Source organism: endosymbiont of unidentified scaly snail isolate Monju (assembly GCF_000801295.1).
Taxonomy (GTDB): Bacteria; Pseudomonadota; Gammaproteobacteria; order Chromatiales; family Chromatiaceae; genus MONJU.
Map to the genome: position 1 here is coordinate 293,921 of NZ_AP012978.1, position 22,443 is coordinate 316,363.

21 protein-coding genes and 2 pseudogenes are annotated in these 22,443 nt (G+C 67.7%); 9 read left to right on the top strand and 14 right to left on the bottom strand.

Features of this window, described 5'->3' with window-relative positions; translation table 11 throughout:
* Window positions 1-29: 29 nt before the first annotated feature.
* The 4 genes from rpoH to ftsY all read right to left on the bottom strand — a co-directional run bounded on the left by rpoH (window position 30) and on the right by ftsY (window position 3,712).
* Entirely contained in the window at window positions 30-905 is an 876-nt protein-coding gene (rpoH, locus tag EBS_RS01405) for an RNA polymerase sigma factor RpoH (RefSeq protein WP_043106967.1), read from the bottom strand.
* 190 nt (window positions 906-1,095) lie between these two features.
* The gene (ftsX, locus tag EBS_RS01410) at window positions 1,096-2,055 is read right to left on the bottom strand and encodes a permease-like cell division protein FtsX (protein WP_043106968.1); all 960 of its coding nucleotides are present in this window, start codon (window positions 2,053-2,055) and stop codon (window positions 1,096-1,098) included.
* Window positions 2,052-2,723 carry a cell division ATP-binding protein FtsE gene (gene ftsE / locus EBS_RS01415; protein WP_043106969.1) on the bottom strand — a complete coding sequence of 224 codons (672 nt, stop codon included), beginning with the start codon at window positions 2,721-2,723 and terminating at the stop codon, window positions 2,052-2,054. The genes ftsX and ftsE overlap by 4 nt, the downstream gene beginning before the upstream one ends.
* On the bottom strand, window positions 2,720-3,712 hold the full coding sequence (ftsY, locus tag EBS_RS01420; protein ID WP_043106970.1) for a signal recognition particle-docking protein FtsY: 993 nt from the start codon (window positions 3,710-3,712) through the stop codon (window positions 2,720-2,722). The genes ftsE and ftsY overlap by 4 nt, the downstream gene beginning before the upstream one ends.
* Window positions 3,713-3,867: 155 nt before the next feature.
* On the opposite strand from ftsY, the gene EBS_RS01425 reads away from it, so the two are divergent.
* The 6 genes and pseudogenes from EBS_RS01425 to ggt all read left to right on the top strand — a co-directional run bounded on the left by EBS_RS01425 (window position 3,868) and on the right by ggt (window position 9,707).
* Window positions 3,868-5,241: a M16 family metallopeptidase gene (locus EBS_RS01425; protein WP_043106971.1), complete on the top strand. Its 1,374-nt coding sequence runs from the start codon at window positions 3,868-3,870 to the stop codon at window positions 5,239-5,241.
* A complete protein-coding gene (locus tag EBS_RS01430) occupies window positions 5,231-6,535 on the top strand; it encodes a M16 family metallopeptidase (protein ID WP_043106972.1) in 1,305 nt (434 codons plus the stop codon). The genes EBS_RS01425 and EBS_RS01430 overlap by 11 nt, the downstream gene beginning before the upstream one ends.
* On the top strand, window positions 6,532-7,101 hold the full coding sequence (gene rsmD, locus EBS_RS01435; RefSeq protein WP_043106973.1) for a 16S rRNA (guanine(966)-N(2))-methyltransferase RsmD: 570 nt from the start codon (window positions 6,532-6,534) through the stop codon (window positions 7,099-7,101). Before EBS_RS01430 ends, rsmD begins: the two co-directional genes overlap by 4 nt.
* Before the next feature lie 122 nt (window positions 7,102-7,223).
* On the top strand, window positions 7,224-7,706 hold the full coding sequence (gene coaD / locus EBS_RS01440; protein WP_043106975.1) for a pantetheine-phosphate adenylyltransferase: 483 nt from the start codon (window positions 7,224-7,226) through the stop codon (window positions 7,704-7,706).
* A gap of 55 nt (window positions 7,707-7,761) precedes the next feature.
* Window positions 7,762-8,016 carry a YfhL family 4Fe-4S dicluster ferredoxin gene (locus EBS_RS01445; protein WP_043106976.1) on the top strand — a complete coding sequence of 85 codons (255 nt, stop codon included), beginning with the start codon at window positions 7,762-7,764 and terminating at the stop codon, window positions 8,014-8,016.
* Window positions 8,017-8,021: 5 nt separating this feature from the next.
* A pseudogene (gene ggt, locus EBS_RS01450) lies at window positions 8,022-9,707 on the top strand (gamma-glutamyltransferase).
* Window positions 9,708-9,717: 10 nt separating this feature from the next.
* Here ggt and EBS_RS01455 read toward each other — a convergent pair.
* The 6 genes and pseudogenes from EBS_RS01455 to EBS_RS01480 form a co-directional block, all read right to left on the bottom strand.
* The gene (locus EBS_RS01455) at window positions 9,718-10,053 is read right to left on the bottom strand and encodes a c-type cytochrome (RefSeq protein ID WP_043106977.1); all 336 of its coding nucleotides are present in this window, start codon (window positions 10,051-10,053) and stop codon (window positions 9,718-9,720) included.
* A gap of 12 nt (window positions 10,054-10,065) precedes the next feature.
* Window positions 10,066-10,377, bottom strand: coding sequence for a c-type cytochrome (locus tag EBS_RS01460; RefSeq protein WP_231892825.1), 312 nt, complete (start codon window positions 10,375-10,377; stop codon window positions 10,066-10,068).
* Between the two features lie 264 nt (window positions 10,378-10,641).
* Window positions 10,642-11,455 (bottom strand): annotated as a pseudogene (gene mutM, locus EBS_RS01465) (bifunctional DNA-formamidopyrimidine glycosylase/DNA-(apurinic or apyrimidinic site) lyase).
* The gene (locus tag EBS_RS01470; protein WP_043106979.1) at window positions 11,455-11,751 is read right to left on the bottom strand and encodes a hypothetical protein; all 297 of its coding nucleotides are present in this window, start codon (window positions 11,749-11,751) and stop codon (window positions 11,455-11,457) included. Before EBS_RS01470 ends, mutM begins: the two are co-directional and overlap by 1 nt.
* Before the next feature lie 183 nt (window positions 11,752-11,934).
* A complete protein-coding gene (locus EBS_RS01475) occupies window positions 11,935-13,941 on the bottom strand; it encodes a DUF4350 domain-containing protein (RefSeq protein ID WP_043106981.1) in 2,007 nt (668 codons plus the stop codon).
* Window positions 13,938-14,816 (bottom strand): ABC transporter ATP-binding protein, encoded by an 879-nt coding sequence (locus tag EBS_RS01480; protein ID WP_052199186.1) that lies wholly within the window; start codon window positions 14,814-14,816, stop codon window positions 13,938-13,940. Before EBS_RS01480 ends, EBS_RS01475 begins: the two co-directional genes overlap by 4 nt.
* A 518-nt stretch (window positions 14,817-15,334) precedes the next feature.
* On the opposite strand from EBS_RS01480, the gene EBS_RS14810 reads away from it, so the two are divergent.
* Together EBS_RS14810 and EBS_RS01485 are read left to right on the top strand one after the other, a co-directional pair.
* A complete protein-coding gene (locus tag EBS_RS14810) occupies window positions 15,335-15,703 on the top strand; it encodes a hydantoinase/oxoprolinase N-terminal domain-containing protein (RefSeq protein WP_331711241.1) in 369 nt (122 codons plus the stop codon).
* On the top strand, window positions 15,627-17,240 hold the full coding sequence (locus tag EBS_RS01485) for a hydantoinase/oxoprolinase family protein (RefSeq protein WP_331711263.1): 1,614 nt from the start codon (window positions 15,627-15,629) through the stop codon (window positions 17,238-17,240). The genes EBS_RS14810 and EBS_RS01485 overlap by 77 nt, the downstream gene beginning before the upstream one ends.
* Window positions 17,241-17,630: 390 nt before the next feature.
* On the opposite strand, the gene EBS_RS01490 is transcribed toward EBS_RS01485, so the two are convergent.
* A complete protein-coding gene (locus EBS_RS01490; RefSeq protein ID WP_231892826.1) occupies window positions 17,631-18,884 on the bottom strand; it encodes an EAL and HDOD domain-containing protein in 1,254 nt (417 codons plus the stop codon).
* Between the two features lie 365 nt (window positions 18,885-19,249).
* Between EBS_RS01490 and EBS_RS01495 the strand changes: the two genes are divergently transcribed.
* The gene (locus EBS_RS01495) at window positions 19,250-20,365 is read left to right on the top strand and encodes a DesA family fatty acid desaturase (RefSeq protein WP_043106982.1); all 1,116 of its coding nucleotides are present in this window, start codon (window positions 19,250-19,252) and stop codon (window positions 20,363-20,365) included.
* A 75-nt stretch (window positions 20,366-20,440) separates the two neighbouring features.
* Here EBS_RS01495 and rpmG read toward each other — a convergent pair whose 3' ends face one another.
* From rpmG to EBS_RS01510, 3 genes are all read right to left on the bottom strand, one after another.
* Window positions 20,441-20,608 (bottom strand): 50S ribosomal protein L33, encoded by a 168-nt coding sequence (rpmG, locus tag EBS_RS01500; RefSeq protein ID WP_043106983.1) that lies wholly within the window; start codon window positions 20,606-20,608, stop codon window positions 20,441-20,443.
* A gap of 11 nt (window positions 20,609-20,619) precedes the next feature.
* Complete coding sequence (rpmB, locus tag EBS_RS01505; protein ID WP_043106985.1) at window positions 20,620-20,856, bottom strand: 50S ribosomal protein L28; 237 nt, start codon at window positions 20,854-20,856, stop codon at window positions 20,620-20,622.
* 222 nt (window positions 20,857-21,078) lie between these two features.
* A complete protein-coding gene (locus tag EBS_RS01510; protein ID WP_070104700.1) occupies window positions 21,079-22,350 on the bottom strand; it encodes a cation:proton antiporter in 1,272 nt (423 codons plus the stop codon).
* Window positions 22,351-22,443: the final 93 nt, after the last annotated feature.

Consider the following 22,443-nt stretch of genomic DNA (forward strand, 5'->3'; position numbering starts at 1 on the left):
GGCCGTCCGATGTGAGCAGGGATAGAGCGTCAGGCCGCCAGCAGTTCGCCCTCTTCGCCCATCAGCTTGCGCAGCTTTTTCATGGCCGCCTTCTCGATCTGGCGGATGCGCTCGGCCGATACGCCGTAGTCGGCAGCCAGCTCGTGCAGGGTCTCCTTCTTCTCGTTCAGCCAGCGGCGTTGCAGGATGTCGCGCGAGCGATCGTCGAGCTGTTCGAGGGCTTGTATCAGCAGCTCGTGCTCGTGCTGTTCGCTGTCTTCGGCCTCCAGACGCCGCGACGGCTCCTCGCGCAGGTCGGCCAGGTAGGCCGAGGGCGTGAAGGCGGCGTTGTCGTCTTCGTCGGCCTCCAGCGGGTCGAAGGCGACATCGTGGCTGCTCAGGCGCGCCTCCATCTCGATCACTGTCTCGGGCTTGACGCCCAGGTCCTCGGCCACGCCCTCGATCTCTTCCTGCGAGAACCAGCCCAGGCGCTTCTTGGCCGAGCGCAGGTTGAAGAACAGCTTGCGCTGGGCCTTGGTGGTGGCCACCTTGACGATGCGCCAGTTGCGCAGGATGTATTCATGGATCTCGGCCTTGATCCAGTGCACCGCGAAGGAGACCAGGCGCACACCCATGTCGGGGTTGAAGCGGCGCACCGCCTTCATCAGGCCCACGGTGCCTTCCTGGATCAGGTCGTTTTGCGGCAGGCCGTAGCCGTTGTAGCCGCGCGCGATGCGTACCACGAAGCGCAGGTGCGAGAGCACCAGCTGGCGTGCGGCTTCCAGGTCCTTGTGGTCACGCCAGCGTACCGCCAGTTCGTGTTCTTCCTCGGCGCTGAGCATCGGCAACTGGAAGGCCGCGCTGATGTAGGACTCCATGCTGCCGGTGGGCAGCAGGCTGGGGAAATTCATTGCTTGCTGGGTCATGTCCGTTGGACTCCTCTTGGTCTGTCCACAAATCTAGCACTCTCTTTTGGAGAGTGCCAAGCCGTTTTTAGCACTCGCTTCCTGAGAGTGCTAATTAGCAGAAAAGTTCCGGGGTTGAAAAAAATCGAGCACAGAATCTGCAGGGTTTTTGCGCGGGATCAAAAGGGGGGCGGGGGCCACCCGGGACTGCTCACTCGGGCTGGATGCGCGCCAGGTGGCGCCCGACTGCCAGCCAGGCGCCGACCAGGCCGAGCAGCGGGCCGCCGGCGAGCACGCTCAGCAAGGTGCCGGAGGTGACAAGGCCCAGCTGGAAGTCCGAGGCGTAGAGCCCGGCCAGGCGCTGTACCGGGCCCTGCATCAGGCCGAGGCCGAGGGTCACCAGGAGCAGCGCGATCAGGGCGCCGAGCAGGCCGTACCACAGCCCCTCGTAGAGGAAGGGGCGGCGGATGAAGGCGTCGGTGCCGCCGACCAGCTTGACCACCTCGATCTCGTGGTGGCGGTTCTGGATCTCCAGGCGCACGGTGTTGCCGACGATCAGCAGCACCGCGGTCGAGAGCAGGCCGGCCAAGACCAGGATGCCACGCTCGAGGGCATGGGTGATGGCCTCCAGACGGCGCACCCATTGCAGGTCCACGCGCACCAGAGCGATCTCCCGGTACTGTCCGAGTTCTTTCGCCAGGCGCTCGGTATCCGCCGCCGAGCTGGCGAAGGTGGCGGGCCGGATCAGGATGACTGCCGGCAGCGGGTTGCGGTCGAGCAGGTCCAGCGCCTCGCCGAAGCCGGAGCGCTGGCGAAATTCCTCCAGCGCCTGGGCGCGGGTGATCAGGCGCGCCTCGCCGACGTCCGAGCGCCGTGCCAGGGTGTCGCGTACCACCGCGGCCTTGCGGTCGTCGATCTCGTCTGCCAGGAACAGCGAGATGCTCGAGCCACCGTCCCAGTTGCCCGTGAGCTCGCGTACATTGTCCACCAGCAGGTAGAGCCCGCTGGGCAGCGCAATGGCGATGCCGATCACCGCGGTGGTCATCAGGGTGGCGAGTGGTTGCCGGGCCAGCCGGCCCAGCGAGGCCAGGGCGTTCTGCGCATGCCGCGCCAGCCAGGTCAGCGGGTTGCGGTTGCGCCGGAAGCCGGTCGGCTGGGTATCGCGTTTCATGCCGCCGCTCCCGAGTCGTGCAGGATGCGGCCCTCGCGCAGCTGCACGATGCGCTTGCCGAAGCCCCGGATCAGGTCGACATCGTGGGTGGCGATGAGCATGGTCACGCCCACCTGATTGAATTGCAGGAACAGTTCCATGATCTCGCGCGAGAGCTCGGGGTCGAGGTTGCCGGTGGGCTCGTCGGCAAGCAGCACCGGCGGCTTGCTCACCAAGGCGCGGGCGATGCCCACGCGCTGCTGTTCGCCACCCGAAAGGGAAATCGGCTGGCTGCGTTCCTTGCCCAGCAGGCCGACCTTGTCCAGCGCGGCGCGCACCCGGCGCTGGATTTCCTGGTGGCCCATGCCGGCGACCACCAGCGGCAGGGCCACGTTGTCGAACACGGTACGGTCGGCGAGCAGGCGGTGGTCCTGGAAGATCATGCCCACCTCGCGGCGGTGGTAAGGCACGTCGCGCGCCTTCAGGCGGTTGAGGTTGCGTTCGTTGACCCAGACCTGGCCGCGGGTGGCACGCTCGAGCAGTCCGATCAGCTTGAGCAAGGTGCTCTTGCCGGCGCCGGAATGGCCGGTGACGAACACCAGCTCGCCCGGTTCCACCTGCAGGCTGACCCCGGCCAGGCCCTCGCGCCCGGTGGGGTAGCGCTTGGCGACGTTGTCGAAGCGGATCATGTCGCGGTGTCGTCCTCCGAGCGCTCGAACAGGGCGCGCACGAACTCGCGCGCCTCGAAGGGGCGCAGGTCCTCGATGCCTTCGCCGACGCCGATGAAGCGGATGGGGATGCCCAGGGTGTCGGCAATGGCGAACACGATGCCACCGCGCGCGGTGCCGTCCAGCTTGGTGAGCGTGATGCCGGTCAGCGGTACCGCCTCGTCGAACTGGCGTGCCTGGTTGAGGGCGTTCTGCCCGGTGGTGGCATCGACCACCAGCATGACCTCGTGGGGCGCCTCGGGATCGAGTTTTTTCATCACCCGCGCGATCTTCGCCAGCTCGTCCATCAGGTTGGACTTGGTGTGCAGGCGACCGGCAGTATCGGCGATCAGCACATCCATGCCGCGTGCCTGCGCCGCCTGCAGGGCGTCGAAGATCACCGAGGCAGCGTCCGCGCCCGTGGCCTGGGCGATCACCGGCACGCCGTTGCGTTCGCCCCAGGTCTGCAGTTGCTCGACCGCGGCGGCGCGGAAGGTGTCGCCGGCGGCCAGCATCACCTTCTGGCCCTCGTCGAGCAGGCGCCGCGCCAGCTTGCCGATGGTGGTGGTCTTGCCGGCACCGTTGATACCGACCATGAGGATCACCTGTGGCCGGCCCTCGGCCGCGGCCTTCACCGGCCGGTCGGCCTGCTCGAGGATGTCGGTCAGCATGTCCTGCAGCACCTGTTGCAGGGCCTGCGGGTCGGACAGCTCGTGGCGTATCACCCGCGCGGTCAGCTCGTCGATGATGCGGCGTGTGGTGTCCACGCCCACGTCGGCGGTGAGCAGCAGGGTCTCGAGTTCCTCGAGCAGCTCGTCGTCGATCTGGCGGCGTCCCAGCAACAGGCTGGCCAGGCCGTCGCCCAGGTTGGCGCGGGTACGCGACAGGCCGCGGCGCAAGCGCTCGAACAGCCCGGGCTTCTTCTCGGGGGCGGGGGTCTCCTGGGTCTTCTTCTTGCCGAATCCGAACATGTGGTCCTTCCAGTGCTGCGGGAAGTGGTTTCCCCGGGTGTCTGTGAGAAGGCGGGGATTTGTCTTGCAGTCGGCTGCGGCTCTTGGAAGAATACCGCAGGTCTCGATGCCCCGAATCCTAACACCTGCGGGCCATTCAGGAGTATTCGCACATCATGTTTTCACGTCTTCTGTCCGTGCTGCTCGCCCTGCTGCCGGCCATTGCTGCGGCCGGCGCGGCGCCGGTCCATGAGTTCCTGCTCGACAACGGCTTGAAGGTGATCGTCAAGGAGGAGCATCGCGCCCCGGTGGCGGTCAGTCAGGTCTGGTACAGGATCGGTTCCAGCTACGAGGAGGGCGGGCGCACCGGCCTGTCGCACCTGCTGGAGCACATGATGTTCAAGGGTACCCGGGCACACGGGCCGGGTGAGTTCTCGCGCATCGTGGCCGAACTGGGCGGCAGCGAGAATGCCTTCACCAGCCGCGACTACACCGCCTACTTCGAGACCCTCTCGGTCGAGCACCTGGATCGCGCGCTCGAGCTGGAGGCCGACCGCATGCGCAACGTGGTGTTCGAGGAGAAGGAGTTCCGCAAGGAACTGGCGGTGGTGATGGAGGAGCGCCGCATGCGCACCGACGACAGCCCGAGCGGCCTGACCTACGAGCAGCTCATGGCGGTCGCCTGGCGTGCCTCGCCGTACCAGAACCCGGTGATCGGCTGGATGGACGATCTCGCCAACATGGAGATCGACGCCCTGCAGCGCTGGTACGACTTCTGGTACCAGCCCAACAACGCCACCCTGGTGGTGGTGGGTGATGTCGATCCGCAGCAGGTGCTGGCGCTGGCGAAGAAGCATTTCGGCCCCATCCCGGCGGGCAAGGTGCCCGCGCCGCGCCGCCCGGCCGAGCCCGAGCAGCGTGGCATCACCCGGGTGACGGTAAAGGCGCCGGCCAAGCAGCCCTATGTGCTGATGGGCTACAAGGTGCCCAATCTGGCGAGCGCCGAGCACGACTGGGAACCCTATGCGCTCACCGTGGCCGCCGCGGTGCTCGACGGCGGTGCCAGTGCGCGTCTGGCGCGTGATCTGGTGCGCGGCCGCAAGATCGCCGCCTCCGCCGGTGCCCAGTACGACCTGTATTCGCGCCTGCCTGGTCTGTTCCTGTTCGACGGCACCCCCACCGAGGGCCATCGTGCCGCCGAGGTCGAACAGGCCCTGCGCGAGGAGGTGAAGCGCTTGCAGGAGACCCTGGTCTCCAGGGAGGAGCTGGACCGGGTGGTCACCCAGGCGGTGGCGGCCAAGGTCTTTCAGGCCGATTCCATCTTCTACCAGGCCATGGAGATCGGCATCCTCGAGACCATCGGGCTGGACTGGCACTTGCTGGAGCGCGAGATCGAGCGCCTGCGCGCGGTCACGCCTGAACAGGTGCAGGCGGTGGCGCGCAAGTACCTGAAGGACGACTACCTCACCGTGGCCACCTTGGTGCCACAGCCGACCGACAAGCCGGTGCGTACCACGCCGATCACCCGGGGGACGACCCATGGCAAATAGGATCAAGTTCCTGCTGTTGTTGTGGCTGCTGCCGCTGGGCGCGCTGGCGGCCACCCCGAAGATTCAGTTCTGGACCACGCCGCAGGGGGCGAAGGTGCTGTTCGTCGAGACCCATGCCCTGCCGATGCTGGACGTGCGCGTGGTGTTCGATGCCGGCAGCGCACGCGACGGCGAGTTGCCCGGTCTGGCGGCCTTCGTCAACGGCCTGCTCGCCGAGGGTGCGGGCGAGTGGGATGCCGACGCCCTGGCTACGCGTCTCGAGGATCGCGGCATCGATCTGGGTACCGGCTCGGCCCGCGACATGGCCTGGGTGAGCCTGCGCACCCTCAGCGAGGCTCCGGTACGCGCGGTCGCCATCGACACCCTGGCCGAGGTGCTGGCCCATCCGCGCTTCGACGACGAGGCCATCGAGCGGGTACGCCAGCAGATGCTGGTGGCGCGCCGCATCGCCCTGCAGAAGCCGGGGACCATCGCTTCCGAGCGTTTCTTCCGCACCCTCTATGGCGACCACCCCTATGCCCATCCCGGCGGTGGCACCGAGCAGTCGCTGCCGAAGATCGACAAGGCCCGGCTGCGCGCCTTCCATCGGCAGTACTATGTCGCCGCCAACGCGGTGATCGCCCTGGTGGGAGATGTCGATCGCGCCACTGCCGAGCAGGTCGCTGAACGCATCACCGCTGCCTTGCCGCGCGGTCGCCATGCGCCACCCCTGCCGATCCCGGAGCCCGTGCCCGGCGGCGAGCTGCGGTTGAGTTTCCCCTCCAGCCAGACGCACATCCTCATCGGCCAGCTCGGGCTGCGGCGCGGCGATCCCGATTATTTCCCCCTGTACGTGGGCAACCATGTGCTCGGCGGCAGTTCGCTGGTCTCCATCCTGGGTGAGGAGGTGCGCAACAAGCGCGGCCTGTCCTACAGCGTGTACAGTTATTTCAGTCCCATGCGGGCCACCGGCCCCTTCCTGATGCTTGCCCAGACGAAGAACGACAAGGCCGGCGAGACCCTCGAGGTGATGCGCGAGACCCTCGAGCACTTCGTGCAGGAGGGACCGCCCCAGGCCCTGCTGGATGCCGCCAAGAAGAACCTGATCGGCGGCTTCCCGCTGCAGATCAGCAACAACCGCAAGATCGTGCAGTACATCGCCATGATCGGCTTCTACGACCTGCCGCTCGACTGGCTCGATACCCTTGCCGACAAGATCGCGGCGGTGACCCTGGCCGATGTGCGTGATGCCTTCCTGCGGCGCATCGACCCGGCGCGCAGCATCGCCGTCATCGTGGGTGGCAAGCCCGAGTGAGTGGGCGGCGCAACCGCCTGCGCATTGTCGGCGGCAGCCACCGGGGGCGGATACTGCACTTTCCCGATGTGCGCGGACTGCGCCCCACTGCCGACCGGGTGCGCGAGACCCTGTTCAACTGGCTGCAGGGCGAGGTAGGCGGCCGGCGGGTGCTCGACGTGTTCGCCGGCTCCGGCGCCCTGGGGCTCGAGGCCCTCTCGCGCGGCGCAGCCGAAGCGATCTTCGTCGAGCGCGCGCGCCCGGCCCTCCAGGCCCTGCGCGAGAACCTGCGTTTGCTGGGCCTAGACGACCGTGCCCGGGTGGTGGCGGGTGACGCGCGGCGCTTCCTCGCCGGTCCACCCGAACCCTTCGACCTGGTGTTTCTCGACCCGCCCTTTGCCGACGACCTGCTGGGTGACATCGCCCGGCAGCTGACCGAAGGCGGGTGGCTGGCCGACGACGCCTGGATCTATATCGAGCAGGACAGCACACGCGACTGGCCCGCTCTGCCCGAGAGCTGGCAACCACACCGTGAAACCCGCGCCGGCCAGGCCGCCTGCCGCCTGGTGCGGTTCGATCCTGCGTGACGCCTGACCGGCACAATCCCGCAATCGGAACAGGGTACCTGTCTCGCACAAATTGATCTTGCGCAATGGCTGGGGCTCGGGCGTTCGGCTAGAATGGGCTTTTCTGTCGCCTGGAGCGGAATTTGCACAACATCGCCGTCTATCCCGGGACCTTCGATCCACTCACCAATGGTCACAGTGACCTGGTGGCGCGGGCCGCGCGATTGTTCGACGAGGTGGTGGTGGCCGTGGCGCGCGACACGGCCAAGCGGCCGGTGTGCGACATCGACCAGCGGGTGGCACTGGCGCGGCGGGTGCTCGCGGATATGCCCAACGTGCGGGTCGAGCCGTTTTCTGGCCTGCTGGTGGAGTTCTGTCGCAGCATCGGTGCCAACCTGGTGATCCGCGGACTGCGCGCGGTGTCGGATTTCGAGTACGAGTTCCAGCTGGCCGGCATGAACCGGCGGCTGGCGCCGGAGATCGAGACCATCTTTCTTACCCCGGCCGAGCAGTACGCCTTCATTTCATCGACGTTGGTGCGGGAAATCGTGGCCCTTGGCGGCGATGTGTCAGAATTCGTTCATCCAGAGGTGAAGCGGGTGCTGGAGGGAAAGCGTTGCGATTGAAAGCCGGCGTCGCCGCCTCAATGTGTGTTTCAACTTGTAGTTCAGGAGTGGTCCCATGGCCTTGATGATTACCGACGAGTGCATCAACTGCGACGTGTGTGAACCGGAGTGCCCGAACGGGGCCATCTCGCAGGGTGACGAGATCTATGTCATCGACCCCGATCTGTGTACCGAGTGCGTCGGTCACTACGAGACCTCGCAATGCGTCGAGGTCTGCCCGGTGGATTGCATCCCGCATGACCCCGATCACCAGGAGTCGCAGGAAGAGCTGATGGCCAAGTACGAGCGCATCACCGCTGCCGCGGGCTGAGCGCCATGCGCGGTCTCATTGACAGGATGGCCCCCGCGCGGGGCCTTCTTGTTTTCTGCCTGCTGTGGCTGGGGGTGGCTGCGGCCGATCCTCGGCCGCCGGGGCAGGCGGTAGCCAGCGCCCACCCCGAGGCCACGGCGGCGGGCATCGCCGTGCTCGAGCTGGGAGGCAATGCCTTCGACGCGGCGGTGGCGGTCAGTGCCGCGCTGGCCGTGGTCGAGCCCTACAGCTCGGGACTGGGCGGCGGCGGCTTCTGGCTGCTGCATCGCGCGCGCGACGGCTTCGAGGTGATGATCGACGGGCGCGAGCGAGCGCCGCTGCGCGCCACCCGTGACATGTACCTGGACGCGAACGGCGAGCCGGTACCCGGTGCCAGCATCGACGGCCCGCTCGCCGCCGGCATCCCCGGTGAACCGGCCGCCCTGGTGCATATCGCCCGGCGCTACGGGCGCCTGCCGCTGGCACTCGCCCTGGCGCCGGCCATCCACCTGGCGCGCAGCGGTTTCGTGGTGGACGAACACTACCGGCGCATGGCCAGGTGGCGCCTGGAGGCGCTGCGTGCCTAGCCCGAGGCCGCACGCATCTTCCTGAAGGACGGCGAGGTGCCGCCGCTGGGGCATCGCATCGTCCAGCCCGCGCTGGCCGATACCCTGGAGCGGCTGGCGCGTGACGGACGCGACGGTTTCTATGCCGGGGAGACCGCACGCCGGCTGGTCGAGGGCGTGCAGGCCGCCGGCGGTATCTGGACGCTCGAGGATCTGGCCGAATACCGCGTGGTCGAACGCGAACCGGTGGTCGGCCATTTCAAGGGCTACCGGGTGGTCAGTGCCGCACCGCCCTCCTCGGGCGGAGTGGTGCTGATCGAGATGCTGAACATGCTCGAGGCCCTGGACGTCACAGAGCAGCCGGCGGCCCAGCAGGTGCATCGCATGATCGAGGCCATGCGCCGCGCCTACGAGGACCGCGCCCGCTATCTGGGGGATCCGGATTTCGTCGAGATGCCGCTCGAGCGCCTGCTCGACCCGGCCTGGGCGCGCGAGCGCCTGCGTGACTTCGATCCCGACCACGCGGGGGAGAGTCGGCCCATGGCCGAGCCAACCGGCGCGGGGATGGACACTACCCACTTCTCCATCATCGACCGCGAGGGCAACCGAGTGGCCGCCACCCTGTCGATCAACTATCCCTTCGGCTCGGGTTTCGTGGTTGCCGGGACCGGGGTGTTGCTCAACGACGAAATGGACGACTTCTCCATCAAGCCCGGCGTGCCCAATGTCTATGGCCTGGTAGGCAACGAGGCCAACGCCATCGCCCCGGGCAAGCGCATGCTCTCGAGCATGAGCCCCACCTTCGTCGAAGGTCCGGACCGGGTCGCCATCCTCGGTACGCCCGGTGGTTCGCGCATCATCAGCATGGTACTGATCGGCGTGCTCGAGGCGGTGGCTGGCCAGCCACCTGAGCGCTGGGTGTACCGCCTGCGCTTCCACCACCAGTATCTGCCTGACGAGGTGCAGTACGAACCGGGCGCCTTCACCGAGGACACGCGCCAGGCCCTGGAGGCGCTGGGGCACCACCTGCGCGTGCTCGATGAGCGTTACGGCAACATGCAGGCCGTGCTCTGGGACCGCCGGGCCGGACGCCTGCAGGCGGCATCCGACCCGCGCGGTGTGGGCGCGGCCTGGGCCAGTCGCTGAGGCGTCTGCCTCAGAGTCCGGGGGCGCCGTCCTTCAGAGCGCCGGGCAGGCTGGCGAACCAGGCCGCCAGATCCTCCATGTCCTGCTCGGTGAGGGCACCCACCTGGCCCTGCATGATGGCGTTCTTGCGTTCGCCCGACTTGTAGGTCTTGAGCGCGTGCAGCAGGTAGTCGGCATGCTGGCCACCGATATTGGGGAAGGCCGGGCTGACGCTGATGCCCTCGGCACCGTGGCAGCCGGCACAGACCTGGGCCTTTGCCTTGCCCGCGGCCGGGTCACCCCCGGCCAGTGTCGGACCGACGAGGAGCAGGGCGGCGAGGCCGCCGGCAACGATGGAAGTCTTCATGATGCGTACTCCTTATTTCCCGAGGCTTTCCCAGAAGGCGCCGATGTCCGCCATGTCCTGATCGCTGAGGCTGCTGGCCTGCACGCTCATGGTGGGGTGCTGGCGCTGGCCGTCGCGGTAGGCCTTGAGCGCGGCGACGATGTAGTCGGCGTGCTGGCCGGCCAGCTTGGGTACGTGATAGGTGGGGTAGACGTTGTTGTAGCTGGGAATGCCGTGGCAGCCCAGGCAGGCCTCGGACTTGGCGCGACCAGCCTGCGGATCGCCGGTGGCCGACACGGCCCCGGCAGCCAGCAGCAGGCAGGCGGCGCCTGCAAGTTTCTGCATCATCCCTCTCTCCTGACTTTGGTGAAGGACGACCGCTTACTGCTGCGGTTCTGTTGGTGTTGCACGGACCATTGTAGAAGGGGCAAGAGGGAGGTGTCACTCAAGGGACCTCTGATCAACTCATGACACGGCATCTTGCAGCGCCAAATCGCCCGGTTCCATGTTGCGAATCTTCGCCATAGCGGGCTATTGCGTGCGATTCGCGCCTCGAACCGGACGATTTTTCACCACAATCTGCTCGCGCCAGAGTTGATCAGAGGTCCCTCAGCGCTGACAGTGCGGACACCAGGTGCTGTTGCGCTGGGCGATGGAGCGGGCACGCAGCGCGGTGCCGCAGGCCGGGCAGGGCAGGCCCTCGCGGCCATAGACACGCAGCGACTGGGCGAAGTAGCCGGGGCGGCCGTCCTCGCGCTGGAAGTCGCGCAGGGTGGTGCCGCCCTGTGCAATGGCCTCGGTGAGCACTTGCTTGATGTGCGTCACCAGCATCGCGATGCGCGGGCGGGCGATGCGGTCGCAGCGACGGGCCGGGGCGATGCCGGCGAGAAACAGCGCCTCGGTGGCGTAGATGTTGCCCACCCCCACCCCCACCACCACGTGGCCGTCCATGATCAGTGCCTTGATTGGCACCCGCCGGCGCCGGGTCACGGCGTACAGGTGGTCGGTATCGAAGGCGTCGGACAGCGGTTCGGGGCCGAGCGTGCGCAGCAGGGGGTGCCGTTCGGGCGGCTGGTCGGTCCACAGCACGGCGCCGAAGCGGCGCGGGTCGCGCAGGCGCAGGCAGCGGTCGCCGAACACCAGGTCGAAGTGATCATGGGCCTGTGGCGGGGTGTCGGCGGGCAGGATGCGCAGGCATGCCCGACATGCCCAGGTGCAGGATCAGGGTGCCGTGATCGAAGCGCAGCAGCAGGTACTTGGCGCGGCGCTCGACTGTGCGCAGTGTCTGTCCGGCGAGATGGTCCAGGGCGGGCACGGGCCAGCGCAGCTTCGGCTGGCGCACGACCGTGCCGTGCACGATCTGTCCCTCGAGGTGCGGGGCGATGCCGCGCCGGGTAGTCTCGACCCCGGGCAGTTCCGGCATCACTCGGCCTCGCGGAAGTGGGTGGCCGGCAGGCCGGCCAGGTCAAACCAGAAGTCGTCGACCAGATACACCCGCTCGCCGACCTGCACATAGCGTTGTCCCGGCGGGGTACTGGGGCCGCCGAAGCGGATCTCGAGCTTGTCGAACCATAGCGCACGCACGGGTTGCGCCAGCCCGGCCTGCGCCTGAAGGGTCGGGGTGAGCGGCCATTCCGCGCGCACCGGTGCGTGCAGCAGGGCGAGCAGCGTGGCGACGCGCGCGGGGCGGGCGCGGGCGATCTCGGGGTGGGTGAGCATCCAACCCTCGGCATCGCGCAGCAGGGCGAGACGCAGCTGGTCGCCGGAGAAGGCGCGGACCTCCTGGACCTGCGCGGCAGAGAGGGTGGTCAGCGGCCGGCCGCTCGAGCCGGGCCAGGCCGATCAGCAGGGCCAGCAGGGCTCCCAGGGCCAGGATCAGGCGGTCGATGCCGTGCAGCCGCATCAGCCGCGCCTCCGTTGCCTGCGAATGAGCAGCCCTGTGAACAGCCAGAGCAGCGGCACGCCGAGCAGGTGGGTCAGGACGACGCGCGCGCCGGTCTCGGGTGTCCAGTCGATGGCGATGTCGTGCGCCGCGCTGCCGGTGCTCAGGTGGTTGCCGGTGAGCCAGTTGACCAGCCCCAGCAGGATGGAGCGGTTGCCGGCCTGGCCGAACAGGGTGTTGCGCGCGCAATCGCTGTCACCGAGCACCAGTACCCGGGAATCCTCGTGGCGCAGCGCCAATCCGACGGCGTGGCGTGCCTTCTGCTCACCCTGCAAGGGCTCATGGCGCACGGGGTCGGACAGCGATCCGGTTTCGTTCCAGGCCGGCACCGGGGTCTCGAGGCGGGTGACAACCTCCCAGCGTGCCTTTTCCGGGGCGATCAGGGCATGGGCGCCGTCCAGCAACAGGGGCGAGTCCGGCGATCTCCCGAGCAGCGGGGCCAGACCGGAGTGCACCCCGAAGCGGGCGGGGGCGAGCCCGGTTTGCGGGGTATCGGTGACCAGGGTGCCGGGCAGGGTCTGCACCCCGAGCAGGGTGGTCAGGTTGTCGCTGGCATCGTCTTCGTGCAGCCACAGCAGATGGCCGCCGCGTGCGAGGTGGCGGCGCAGGGCCGCGCGTGCCGGCTCGGGCAGGGCACGGCGTGGCGCGGGGACCAGCACCAATGCGACGTTGTCGGGGATGGGCGCGTTGCCCGGCAGGCCCAGCACCCGGTAGCCCTGTTCCTCCAGGGCGGCAGCCCAGGCACCGATACCTCTCGGGTCGGCCGGGTCCAGGCCCGCCTCGCCATGGCCCTGCAGGACCACGATCCAGGGCTCCCCGGTGCGCGCGATGCGGGTGAAGGCGCGCAGCAGGGCCGCCGGGGTGAGGCGTTCGACGCGCTGGCTGCGGCCCATGCCCTCGATGTGCAGCTCGCCCTCGTGGCGCACTCTCGCCTGGCGGGCCAGTTGCGGTTCGCGTCGGGGGTCGATCCAGCGCAGTTCCAGCCGGGGATAGCGGGCCTGCAGGGGGCGGATCAGCTTTTCGATGCGCGCGCGCAGCACCGGGTGGTCTGGCGCCCAGGCGGTGACCACCACCGGGCCGCGCAGGGCGTCGAGTGCGCGCAACAGGGCCTCGGGCAGGGGCTGTACCCGGTAGAGTTCCGTGGCGTGGCGTTGCGACAGCCCGGCTCCCAGCACCAGGATGGTGCCCAGCAGCCCCAGGGCGATCAGTTCGCGCAGCGGGTGCAGCGGGGCGCGCTCGCGTTGGCGCAACAGGGCCAGGCCGGCGGCGACAAGACAGACGAAGGTGAGTAGGACAAAGTAGGCGATGTCGTCGCTGCGCAGGGTACCGTGCAGGCCGGGGTCCAGGTGGGGCGCCAGGGCCAGCCAGCGCCAGGCCGCTTCGCGCGGGGCAAGGCTGTCGAGCAGCCACAGGAAGCCGCCGACGAGCAAGGCCAGGGCCATGGCCGAGGGTGGCCGGCGGACCAGCGCCGAGCACAGCAGAACGAGCGCGGCGAGCCCTCCCGCGAGCAGGCCGAGCAGGCCCCCGGCGACGGCCAGGCGGCCCCATTCCACCGCCATGCCCAGCGCCAGGCTGGCGGGCAGGGCCATCAGGGCACCGACGATCGCCAGCGCGGGGACCAGGGTGCCCAGCCACTTGCCGAGCACCAGTGCCGGCAGTGACAGCGGAGTCGCGAGCAGCGCGGGCAGGCGCCCGGTCTCGCGTTCGCCGGCGACCGCACCCATGCCCAGCAGCGGCACCACGAACAGCAGCAACAGGGCCAGCGTGTTCAGCGTGGGGGTGATCAGCAGGTCATTGATGCCCAGCGGTACCTGCCGTGCCAGCAGGTCGGGTTGGATCTGCTGGTACACCTGCAACTGGGCGAACAGCATCCAGGCGCAGATCAGCCAGGTGCCGGCGAGCACCAGCCAGAAGGTCATGCTGGTGAAGTGCGCGCGCAGCTCGCGCGCCAGCAGGTGTCGGATCATGCCGCCTCGCCCAGACTGAGTTCGCGGAAGCGGGACAACAGATCGGGGCCTTCCCGGCGCCACTCGCGCAGGCCCCAGCCGCCGGCCGCGACCCGTTCGGCCAGGTCCGGCGGGGCGTCCTCGGCCAGGCTCAGCCACAGGCTGCCGTCGTCGTGCCGCGCCACCCCATTGATGCCGGGCAGCGCCAGCAGCTCCGGGTCTGCTGGCGGTCGGTCGAAGCGCGCGCAGATCCGCGGCGGGTGATCCAGCGCCTGTTCGGCGACGATGCGCCCCTGGTGCATCAGCAGGGCGCGCGTGCACAGCCGTTCGATGTCCGGCAGCAGGTGCGAGGCGATCAGCACCGCGCGCTCGTCGGCGATGGCCTGGATGTGGGTGCGCAACCGTTCCGCCTGCAGGGGATCGAGCCCGGCGGTGGGTTCGTCGAGTAACAGGATGTCCGGCTCGTGGGCCAGCACGCAGGCCAGCCCCAGGCGCATGCGCTCGCCGCCCGAGAGCCGACCGGCCAGCCGGCCTTGCAGGGGGGCCAGATCGAAGTGTTCGAGCAGGGATGCGCAGCGGTCGTCCGGCGGGTGTCCCTGTCCCTGCAGGCCGGCGAAGAAGCGCAGGTTCTCACGCACCGTCAGCTCGGGATACAGCGGGGGGCGCTGCGGCAGCCAGCCGATGCGTCGCCGTGACGCCCGCGTCAACGGGGAGCCCGCCACCCGCACACGCCCGCGCGCCCCCGGCAGGGCCCCGGCCAGCGCCGCCAGCAAACTCGACTTGCCCGCGCCGTTGATCCCCAGCAGCCCCACCGTCTCGCCGCGGTGCAGGCTCAGCGAAAGGCGATCCAGGCGCGGTGGCAGCCGGAGTTCACGGGCTTGCAACAGGACATTCATGGCCGCGCAGGGTAGCAAGCCGGGGCGAGAAGCGCCAAGGAGGAGAAAGTCTCGAAAAGGGAAACCACAGAGGACACAGAGAACACAGGGGGACGCGAACGTTTCTGAGGGGGTAACCCGAGGGGCGCGAAGGTCTTATACGTCGGCTTTGCGGTTTCCCGCTGCATTTTGCGTCACAGCACCCTGGGCGGGCATTCGCGGCGAGGACGCCGCTCCCACAGGTAGGAGGCCTGTCCTCGGGCCGAAGGTTCTCGAAGGTTTTTCTTTGTGTCCTCTGTGCGCTCTGTGGTTGAGTCCCCTTCGCACGGAGCAAGGAAGTTTCCAGGCCGTGCGTGGTGTTGCGAAATACGCCCGTCGAAAAAACCTTGCCTCCCTGGCGACCTGCGCAGTTCCCTCGAAGCGCCCGTTCAAGCCGTCCTTGTGCTCTTTGGTGTGCCTTGTGCTTATCCCTTCCAAAGCCTTCGCGGTTTTCACTCCCCGGTTCCTGTCGCGCCACCGCTTCTCTACAATCCGCGGCCATGATCTGGCTTGGCGTGGACACCGGCGGCACTTTCACCGATTTCGTCTGTTTCGACGAGGACGGGCGGGTGCGCGTGCACAAGGTGCTGTCTACACCCGAGGCGCCGGAGCGAGCCATCCTGCAGGGCATCGCCGAGCTGGACCTGCCGCTCGATCGCTTGCAGGTGGTGCATGGCTCCACGGTGGCGACCAACGCGGTGCTCGAGGGCAAGGGCGTGCGTACGGTGTTCGTCACCAACCGGGGCTTTGCCGATCTGCTGAGCATCGGCCGGCAGGCGCGGCGTGCGCTGTATGACCTGCGGCCGCATCGGTGCCGATGGCTCGGTGGTCGAGCCGCTCACCGACGACGATCTCGCCGCCCTGCGTGATGCACTGGCCGAGCGCGCCCCTGAGGCGGTCGCGATCTGCCTGCTGTTCTCCTGGCTGCGTCCCGAGCTGGAGCAGCGCCTGCGCGAGGTGGTGCCGGCGGACTGTTTCGTGTCGCTGTCTTCCGAGGTGCTGCCCGAGGTGCGCGAGTACGAGCGCGGTATGGCGACCTGGCTGAATGCCTGGGTCGGGCCGCGCGTCGCCGGCTACCTGCGGCGCCTGGGCGGGGCCTTGCCCGGGGTGCCGGTGTCGGTGATGCAGAGTTCGGGCGAGACCATGAGCGCCGACCAGGCCGCGGGTCAGGCGGTGCGCATGTTGCTCTCGGGACCGGCCGGCGGACTGGTGGCGGCAAAGCACCTGGGCGAGCGCGCCGGTTTCGATCGCCTGCTCACCTTCGACATGGGCGGCACCTCGACCGATGTGGCGCTGATCGAGGGCGAGCTGGCGCTGACCAGCGAGGGGCGCATCGGTGACTGGCCGGTGGCGGTGCCCATGATGGACATGCACACCATCGGCGCGGGGGGTGGCTCGATCGCCTGGCTCGACGAGGGCGGGATGCTGCAGGTGGGGCCGGCCTCGGCGGGTGCCGATCCGGGGCCGGCCTGTTACGGACGCGGGGGCGAGCGGCCGACGGTGACCGACGCCAATCTGCTGCTGGGTCGTCTGCAGGCCGATGCCTTCCTCGGTGGGGACATGGCGCTGGACCGGGGCGCGGCGGAGCGGGCCATGCGGCCGGTCGCCGAGGCGCTGGACGGGGATGTACTGACGGCGGCGCGCGCGGTGATCGATGTGGCCAATGCGCACATGGCGCGCGCCTTGCGCGCCATCTCGATTCGCCGTGGCGTGGATACGCGGGGGCACCTGCTGGTCTCCTTCGGTGGTGCGGGCGGGTTGCACGTGTGCGAACTGGCCGAGGCGCTGGATATGCGCCAGGCCATGGTGCCGGCACACGGCGGGGTGCTCTCGGCCCTGGGCATGCTGGTGGCCCGGCCGGGGCGGCAGTTGTCGATCACCCTGATGCGCGATCTCGGCGAGGCGGATCTGCAGGCGGCGGTGACCGAGGCCCTGACACGCCTGCGCGAGCGCGCGGCAGCCATGCTGGCGCCCGAAGGTATCGTGCTGGAGCGGGCCGAGGCCGTGGTGAGCGCCGATCTGCGCTATCGCGGCCAGTCGCATACCCTCAACCTGCCCTGGACGGGGGCGGCGGACACGGCCGCGGCCTTTCACTCCCTGCATGCCGAGCGTTACGGTCATGCCCTCGACCAGCCGGTGGAGCTGGTGACCCTGCGTCTGGCAGTGCGCGGCGAGGGCTGTGGTTTCCGGCTGCCGGACTGGCGAGCGGACGGCCGGCCCGATCCGCGGCCCGTGTCGGTGCCGGGGTGTGGCGAGGTGCCGCTCTACCGACGCGAGACCTTGCCGCCGGGCTTCGCCTTCGCCGGGCCGGCGATCGTGGCCGAGCAGGTGGCCACCACCTGGGTGGCGCCGGGCTGGCGCGCCCGGGTGGACGATTTCGGCAACCTGTTGTTGCAGCGTGACTAGGAGCCTGTCGGACTTAGGATGAATCGGCTGCAAATCCGCCATGAATCATCATCTCAGCTTATTGTCCTCGTTAAATAGGGCCGGCTATTCGCCTCGGCCGATAAACTGAGCTGATAATCCCTGTCGAATTTTCGCGTCGATCCCCCTAAGTCCGACAGGCTCCCAGCCCGGGAGGCGGCGTTCGTTTCGTGCGGGGGTGTTCACCACAAAGGACACAAAGTGCACAAAGGTTTTTGGTTCTGAGGTCGAGCAGGTCGAACGTCCCCGGGAGGCATCACGAGAGACGCAGGGCGTCTGTTGCTCACCGTGCAGCGAACGCCTTCGTGTGCTTTGTGTTCTTCGTGGTTTCCCCTTGCGCCGATCTGCCCGGCTGAAGCGATCGAAGCGTCCTCAGTGCAGCGCGTCGAGGACGGCGAAGGCCTGTTCGCTGGCGGCAAGGAAGGTGTCCATCAGGCTGTTGTCGTCGAGTTGCAGACGTGAGTCCTTGGGCAGGGGGGTGCCCGCCTCCAGCGCCAGCGCGGCGCGCAGCAGCAGGCCGTGTTCGCCCTCGTGGTGGCTGATGGCACGCTGGATCTCGGGTGGCAGTGGCAGTTCCTGCACGGCCTGTGCCATGGGCAGTGACAGCAGGCCGTCGAGGATGGACAGCAGGCCCATGGTGTAGCCGGTGTCGGGTCGGCCGATGCCGCTCTGCCGCGAGAGGCGTTCGCACAGGGCGGCACGGAACAGGCCCAGGTGCAGCAGTTCCGAGGGCGCATGGTCCACGCCGGCCATCACGAACAGACTGGCCCAGGCGCGGACGCGTTGCAGGCCCAGCAGCACCACCGCCTGGTGGATGGAATCGACCTGCCGGCTCAGGCCCACCGCCGCGGAGTTGATCAGGCGCAGCATCTTGTAGCTCAGGGCCGGGTCCTGGGCGATGAGTTCCGCGATCTGTTCGATCTCGACCTGGGGGTCGTTGAGCTGGGCGAGCAGGCGTATCACCACCAGGTGGGACTCGGGCAGGCGATCCTCGCGGATCACCTCGGGGCGGGCGAAGAAATAGCCCTGGAACAGCTCGAAGCCGCACTCGAGCAGGAAGCGATACTGCTCCCGGGTCTCGACCTTTTCTGCCAGCAGGGTGAGGCCGCGCTCGCGCAGCGGGGCGGTCCGGTGCGGCATCTCCGCCAGACTTTGTTCGGTGATTTCCACCTTGACGATGTCCACCCAGGGCAGCAGGGGTTGCCAACGCTGTTCGAACAGGTAGTCGTCCAGCGCGACCCGGTAGCCCTGGTCGTGCAGCTGTCGCACGGCCTCGATCAGACGATCGTCCACCGGGATGTCTTCCAGTACTTCCAGCACCACGGCATCGGGCTGGAAAGGGAGGTGTGGCATCTCGGTGAAGAAGTTCCGGGTCAGGTTCAGGAAGGCGGGCTTGCCGCCGGTGAGGCGATCGAAGCCGATCTCGATGAAGGCGTTGAGGATGGTGCTGGAGGTCGCGTTGTCGCCGTCAATCGAGGTGCAGCGGTTGCCGCTGTCGGCGCTGCGGAACAGCAGCTCGTAGCCGAAGACCTCGAGTTGCCGGTCGAAGATGGCCTGGCGACCGACGCGTACCGAGGCCGGAGGTGCATCCGCCGGTGACGGGGGGGCTGGGGCTGGAAGCATCATTCGACATGCGAAAAGTGACGGCATGTCGGCCGGGATCTTTAGGACAGTTCTGAACACGTGTTGTATCCCCCTCCTCGCATGTCGGATGTCCGGGGGGGGAGTGTTGGTCTGGATGACTCCTTCGGGCCTCCTTCGCAAGCGAGCGGAGGATTCGACCAGAATCCCTTTGGGCGCAGGCCGGAAATTGGTGAAATACCGGCGACAGTGTCCGGGAATCAGGTTCCTCCACGGTTGGGCCGCTATACTGGATAGGCTGGTCTGTCTGAAAACGGCTGGCAGTTCTTTTTGTCATTTCGAATCTCTGCACCGTTTCCGGCGACGGGTTCCCGCGCCGCTTCTGCTGGCGAGGTTCTCTTGGAGCTCTCATGATCGAAGGCCTTTTGCAACTGTCCTGGTGGCAGTTGATCCTGGCAACCCTGACGATGAGCCATGTCACCATCGTTGCGGTCACCGTCTACCTGCATCGCGCTCAGGCGCATCGCGCGCTCACCCTGCACCCCCTGGTGGCGCATTTCTTCCGTTTCTGGCTGTGGCTGACCACCGGCATGGTGACCGGTGAGTGGGTGGCCGTGCATCGCTACCACCACGCCCGTTGCGAGACCGAGGACGACCCGCACAGCCCGCAGGTCAAGGGTATTCGCAAGGTGCTCTGGCAAGGCGTCGAGCTGTATCGCAAGGCGATCGCCGACCAGGGTCTGATCGAGCGCTTCTCGCACGGTACCCCCGACGACTGGCTCGAGCGCCATGTCTACCGCCGATGCTCGCTGGGCATCAGTCTGATGCTGGTGATCGATCTGGTACTGTTCGGTGCGGCCGGACTGGCGGTGTGGGCGGTGCAGATGGCCTGGATACCCTTCTGGGCCGCCGGGGTCATCAATGGTCTGGGGCACTGGTGGGGCTATCGCAACTTCGCCTCGCCGGACGCCGCGACCAACATCTCGCCCTGGGGCATCCTCATCGGCGGCGAGGAACTGCACAACAATCACCATGCCTTCCCCAGCTCGGTCAGGCTGTCGGCGCGCTGGTTCGAGTTCGACATCGGCTGGTTCTACATCCGTCTGCTGTCCCTGCTGGGAATGGCGCGGATTCGGCGGGTTGCGCTCCGGCCACTGCTGGATGCCGGCAAGGCCCATGTCGATACCGAGACCGTGAAGGCCGTGGTAGTGCACAGCATGTACGTGCTGGCCGACTATGCCCAGCAGGTGATCCGCCCGGTGGCCCGCGCGGAGCTGTGCCGGTCGGAGCGGCATTGTCGGCGGCTGGCGCGCCAGGCGTGGCGCCAGCTTGGCACAGATGGCGCGCGGTTGGACGCAGCGGCGCGCGAGCGCCTGCAGGGGATATGGGGCCGTTCGGCGGCCAGCCAGGAGGTGTTGCTCGAATCCTTGCAGCAGTGGTGTCGCGAGGCCGAGGCCAGCGGCATCCGCGCCTTGCAGGAGTTCGCCGAGCGGGTGCGCAGCTATCGCCCGGCGGTCGCTGTCTGATCCCTGCTGGTCCCCCAGGCAACAAAAAACCCGCCATTGGCGGGTTTTTTGTTGCGAGCGGTGTGCAAGGACGGATTACTTGATCTTGCCTTCCTTGTAGATCACGTGCTTGCGGATGACGGGGTCGTACTTCTTGATCTCGAACTTGCCCGTCATGGTGCGCTTGTTCTTGGTGGTGGTATAGAAGTGACCGGTGCCTGCGCTCGAATTGAGCCGGATCTTTTCACGAACTGCCTTGGCCATGGTGTTGCTCCTCAGACCTTCTCGCCACGTGCGCGCAGCTCGGCGAGCACGGCGTCGATGCCTTTCTTGTCGATGATGCGCATGCCGGCGGCGGAGACCCGCAGGCGAACGAAGCGTTGCTCGCTCTCCACCCAGAAACGATGGTAGTGGAGGTTCGGCAGGAAGCGGCGCCGCGTCTTGCGGTGCGAGTGAGACACGTTGTTGCCGGTCATCGGCCGCTTGCCCGTTACCTGACAGACTTTGGACATGGTCGGAGCCCCAAAAATGCGGTTGATTTCATCGCCCCGAAACGCGGGGGCGGGCTGAAAGGCGCGTATTTATAACAGAAGGCCGGGGCGCGGGCAAGCGCAATCGGTCGTTCAGGCGCCCACGGCCGAAAAGCCGGGCCGGTCCCGCCTCACGTGGCCAGGCGGTTCGGCTGATCGGAATACAGCATTCATGATGCCGGGGTCGGCGATTCGAGTCTGCCCCTAACGGTCATCTCCCCGGAAGTCGCCCCCTCCGGGTGGCTTTTTCGTGCCCGAAATCCCGGTCTCGCCGGAGTCTGCCGGCCGGTCCCCATGGCAGAGCATCTTCAACAGGAAGGGCGGGATCAGCGTGGTGAAGGCGATCACCATGATCATGCCCGCGTAGACGGAATCGTCGAAGATGCCGCTGGTGCGGCCCAGCTCGGCGAAGATCAGTCCCACCTCGCCCCGGGGAATCATGGCGACGCCGATGATGATGCGTTGGCGCAACGGCTCCCGAATGAGCAGGGCGCCGCCGAACTTGCCGGCCACTGCCACCAGGAGGGAGAGGAAGAAAAAGGCCCAGATGAAGGCGGAATTCCAGTCCACCTCGTGCAGGTTGAGCGACAGCCCGACGGTGACGAAGAAGATGGGGGTGAAGAGCTGGATGATGGGCCGCATCTGCGCCTCGATGCGCGTGGAGAATTCGGGCTGGGTGCGCAGGGCGATGCCGAAGGGGAGGAAGAAGCGACGCGAGAGCGCAAGTCCTGCGGCGAAGCCGCCGAGCAGTTCCGGCGCCCCCATGGCGTGGGCCAGCCAGGCGAAGAAGAGTACCAGTGACACGATGGCGGTGGGGATCAGTCCCGGCAGGTCGCTGGCGGTATCCACGTGGCGGATGAGGACGGAAATGAGCCGGGCGGCCACCGGTGCGATGAGGAAGAAGAGCAGGATGAAGAGCAGTACCTTGCCGGTGTTGCCCAGGGTGATGCCGCCGGCCACCGAGAACTCGTAGAGCAGGCCCAGCAATACCACGCCGAGCACGTCGTCCAGCACCGCTGCGCCCAGCACGATCTGCCCCACGCGGCTGCTGCGCTGACCCAGGTCGATGAGCACCCGCATGGTGATGCCGATGCTGGTGGCGGTGAGGGTTCCGCCCACGAAGAGGGAGACCAGGGTGGGGAGGCCGAACGCCAGTTTGGCAAGCAGGAAGCCCAGCACGAAAGGCAGGGTGAATCCGGCCAGTGCCACCAGTACGGAGCTTCTTCCGGTGTTGATCAGCTTGTGGATATCCGTTTCCAGACCGACCTCGAAGAGCAGCAGCAGGATGCCGATCTCGGCGAGAAAACGGATGGTCTCTTCGGGGTGGATGATGCCCAGCAGGCTGGGCCCGAGCACGATCCCGGCGGTCAGTTCCCCGATGACGGCCGGTGCACCGAAGTGGACGGCGATCTCGGCGCACACCCGGGCCGTGATCAGGATGACCAGCAGATAGAGAAAGAAGGTGGAAGTGTCCATCTTCGTTCGAGGATAACACCGGCTCAGTGCAGCTGCTGCCTGATCGGCCAGTTGCCGGGAGGTCAGTCCCGCGGGGCCGGGGTCCGGATGGCG

Bases quoted from the DNA above. Each gene is read 5' to 3' on its own strand.
- rpoH (WP_043106967.1), bottom strand. From the start codon at position 905: ATGACCCAGCAAGCAATGAATTTCCCCAGCCTGCTGCCCACCGGCAGC.
- ftsX (WP_043106968.1), bottom strand. From the start codon at position 2,055: ATGAAACGCGATACCCAGCCGACCGGCTTCCGGCGCAACCGCAACCCG.
- ftsE (WP_043106969.1), bottom strand. From the start codon at position 2,723: ATGATCCGCTTCGACAACGTCGCCAAGCGCTACCCCACCGGGCGCGAG.
- ftsY (WP_043106970.1), bottom strand. From the start codon at position 3,712: ATGTTCGGATTCGGCAAGAAGAAGACCCAGGAGACCCCCGCCCCCGAG.
- EBS_RS01425 (WP_043106971.1), top strand. From the start codon at position 3,868: ATGTTTTCACGTCTTCTGTCCGTGCTGCTCGCCCTGCTGCCGGCCATT.
- EBS_RS01430 (WP_043106972.1), top strand. From the start codon at position 5,231: ATGGCAAATAGGATCAAGTTCCTGCTGTTGTTGTGGCTGCTGCCGCTG.
- EBS_RS01445 (WP_043106976.1), top strand. From the start codon at position 7,762: ATGGCCTTGATGATTACCGACGAGTGCATCAACTGCGACGTGTGTGAA.
- EBS_RS01455 (WP_043106977.1), bottom strand. From the start codon at position 10,053: ATGAAGACTTCCATCGTTGCCGGCGGCCTCGCCGCCCTGCTCCTCGTC.
- EBS_RS01460 (WP_231892825.1), bottom strand. From the start codon at position 10,377: ATGCAGAAACTTGCAGGCGCCGCCTGCCTGCTGCTGGCTGCCGGGGCC.
- EBS_RS01470 (WP_043106979.1), bottom strand. From the start codon at position 11,751: ATGCTCACCCACCCCGAGATCGCCCGCGCCCGCCCCGCGCGCGTCGCC.
- EBS_RS01475 (WP_043106981.1), bottom strand. From the start codon at position 13,941: ATGATCCGACACCTGCTGGCGCGCGAGCTGCGCGCGCACTTCACCAGC.
- EBS_RS01480 (WP_052199186.1), bottom strand. From the start codon at position 14,816: ATGAATGTCCTGTTGCAAGCCCGTGAACTCCGGCTGCCACCGCGCCTG.
- EBS_RS14810 (WP_331711241.1), top strand. From the start codon at position 15,335: ATGATCTGGCTTGGCGTGGACACCGGCGGCACTTTCACCGATTTCGTC.
- EBS_RS01485 (WP_331711263.1), top strand. From the start codon at position 15,627: ATGACCTGCGGCCGCATCGGTGCCGATGGCTCGGTGGTCGAGCCGCTC.
- EBS_RS01490 (WP_231892826.1), bottom strand. From the start codon at position 18,884: ATGATGCTTCCAGCCCCAGCCCCCCCGTCACCGGCGGATGCACCTCCG.
- EBS_RS01495 (WP_043106982.1), top strand. From the start codon at position 19,250: ATGATCGAAGGCCTTTTGCAACTGTCCTGGTGGCAGTTGATCCTGGCA.
- rpmG (WP_043106983.1), bottom strand. From the start codon at position 20,608: ATGGCCAAGGCAGTTCGTGAAAAGATCCGGCTCAATTCGAGCGCAGGC.
- rpmB (WP_043106985.1), bottom strand. From the start codon at position 20,856: ATGTCCAAAGTCTGTCAGGTAACGGGCAAGCGGCCGATGACCGGCAAC.
- EBS_RS01510 (WP_070104700.1), bottom strand. From the start codon at position 22,350: ATGGACACTTCCACCTTCTTTCTCTATCTGCTGGTCATCCTGATCACG.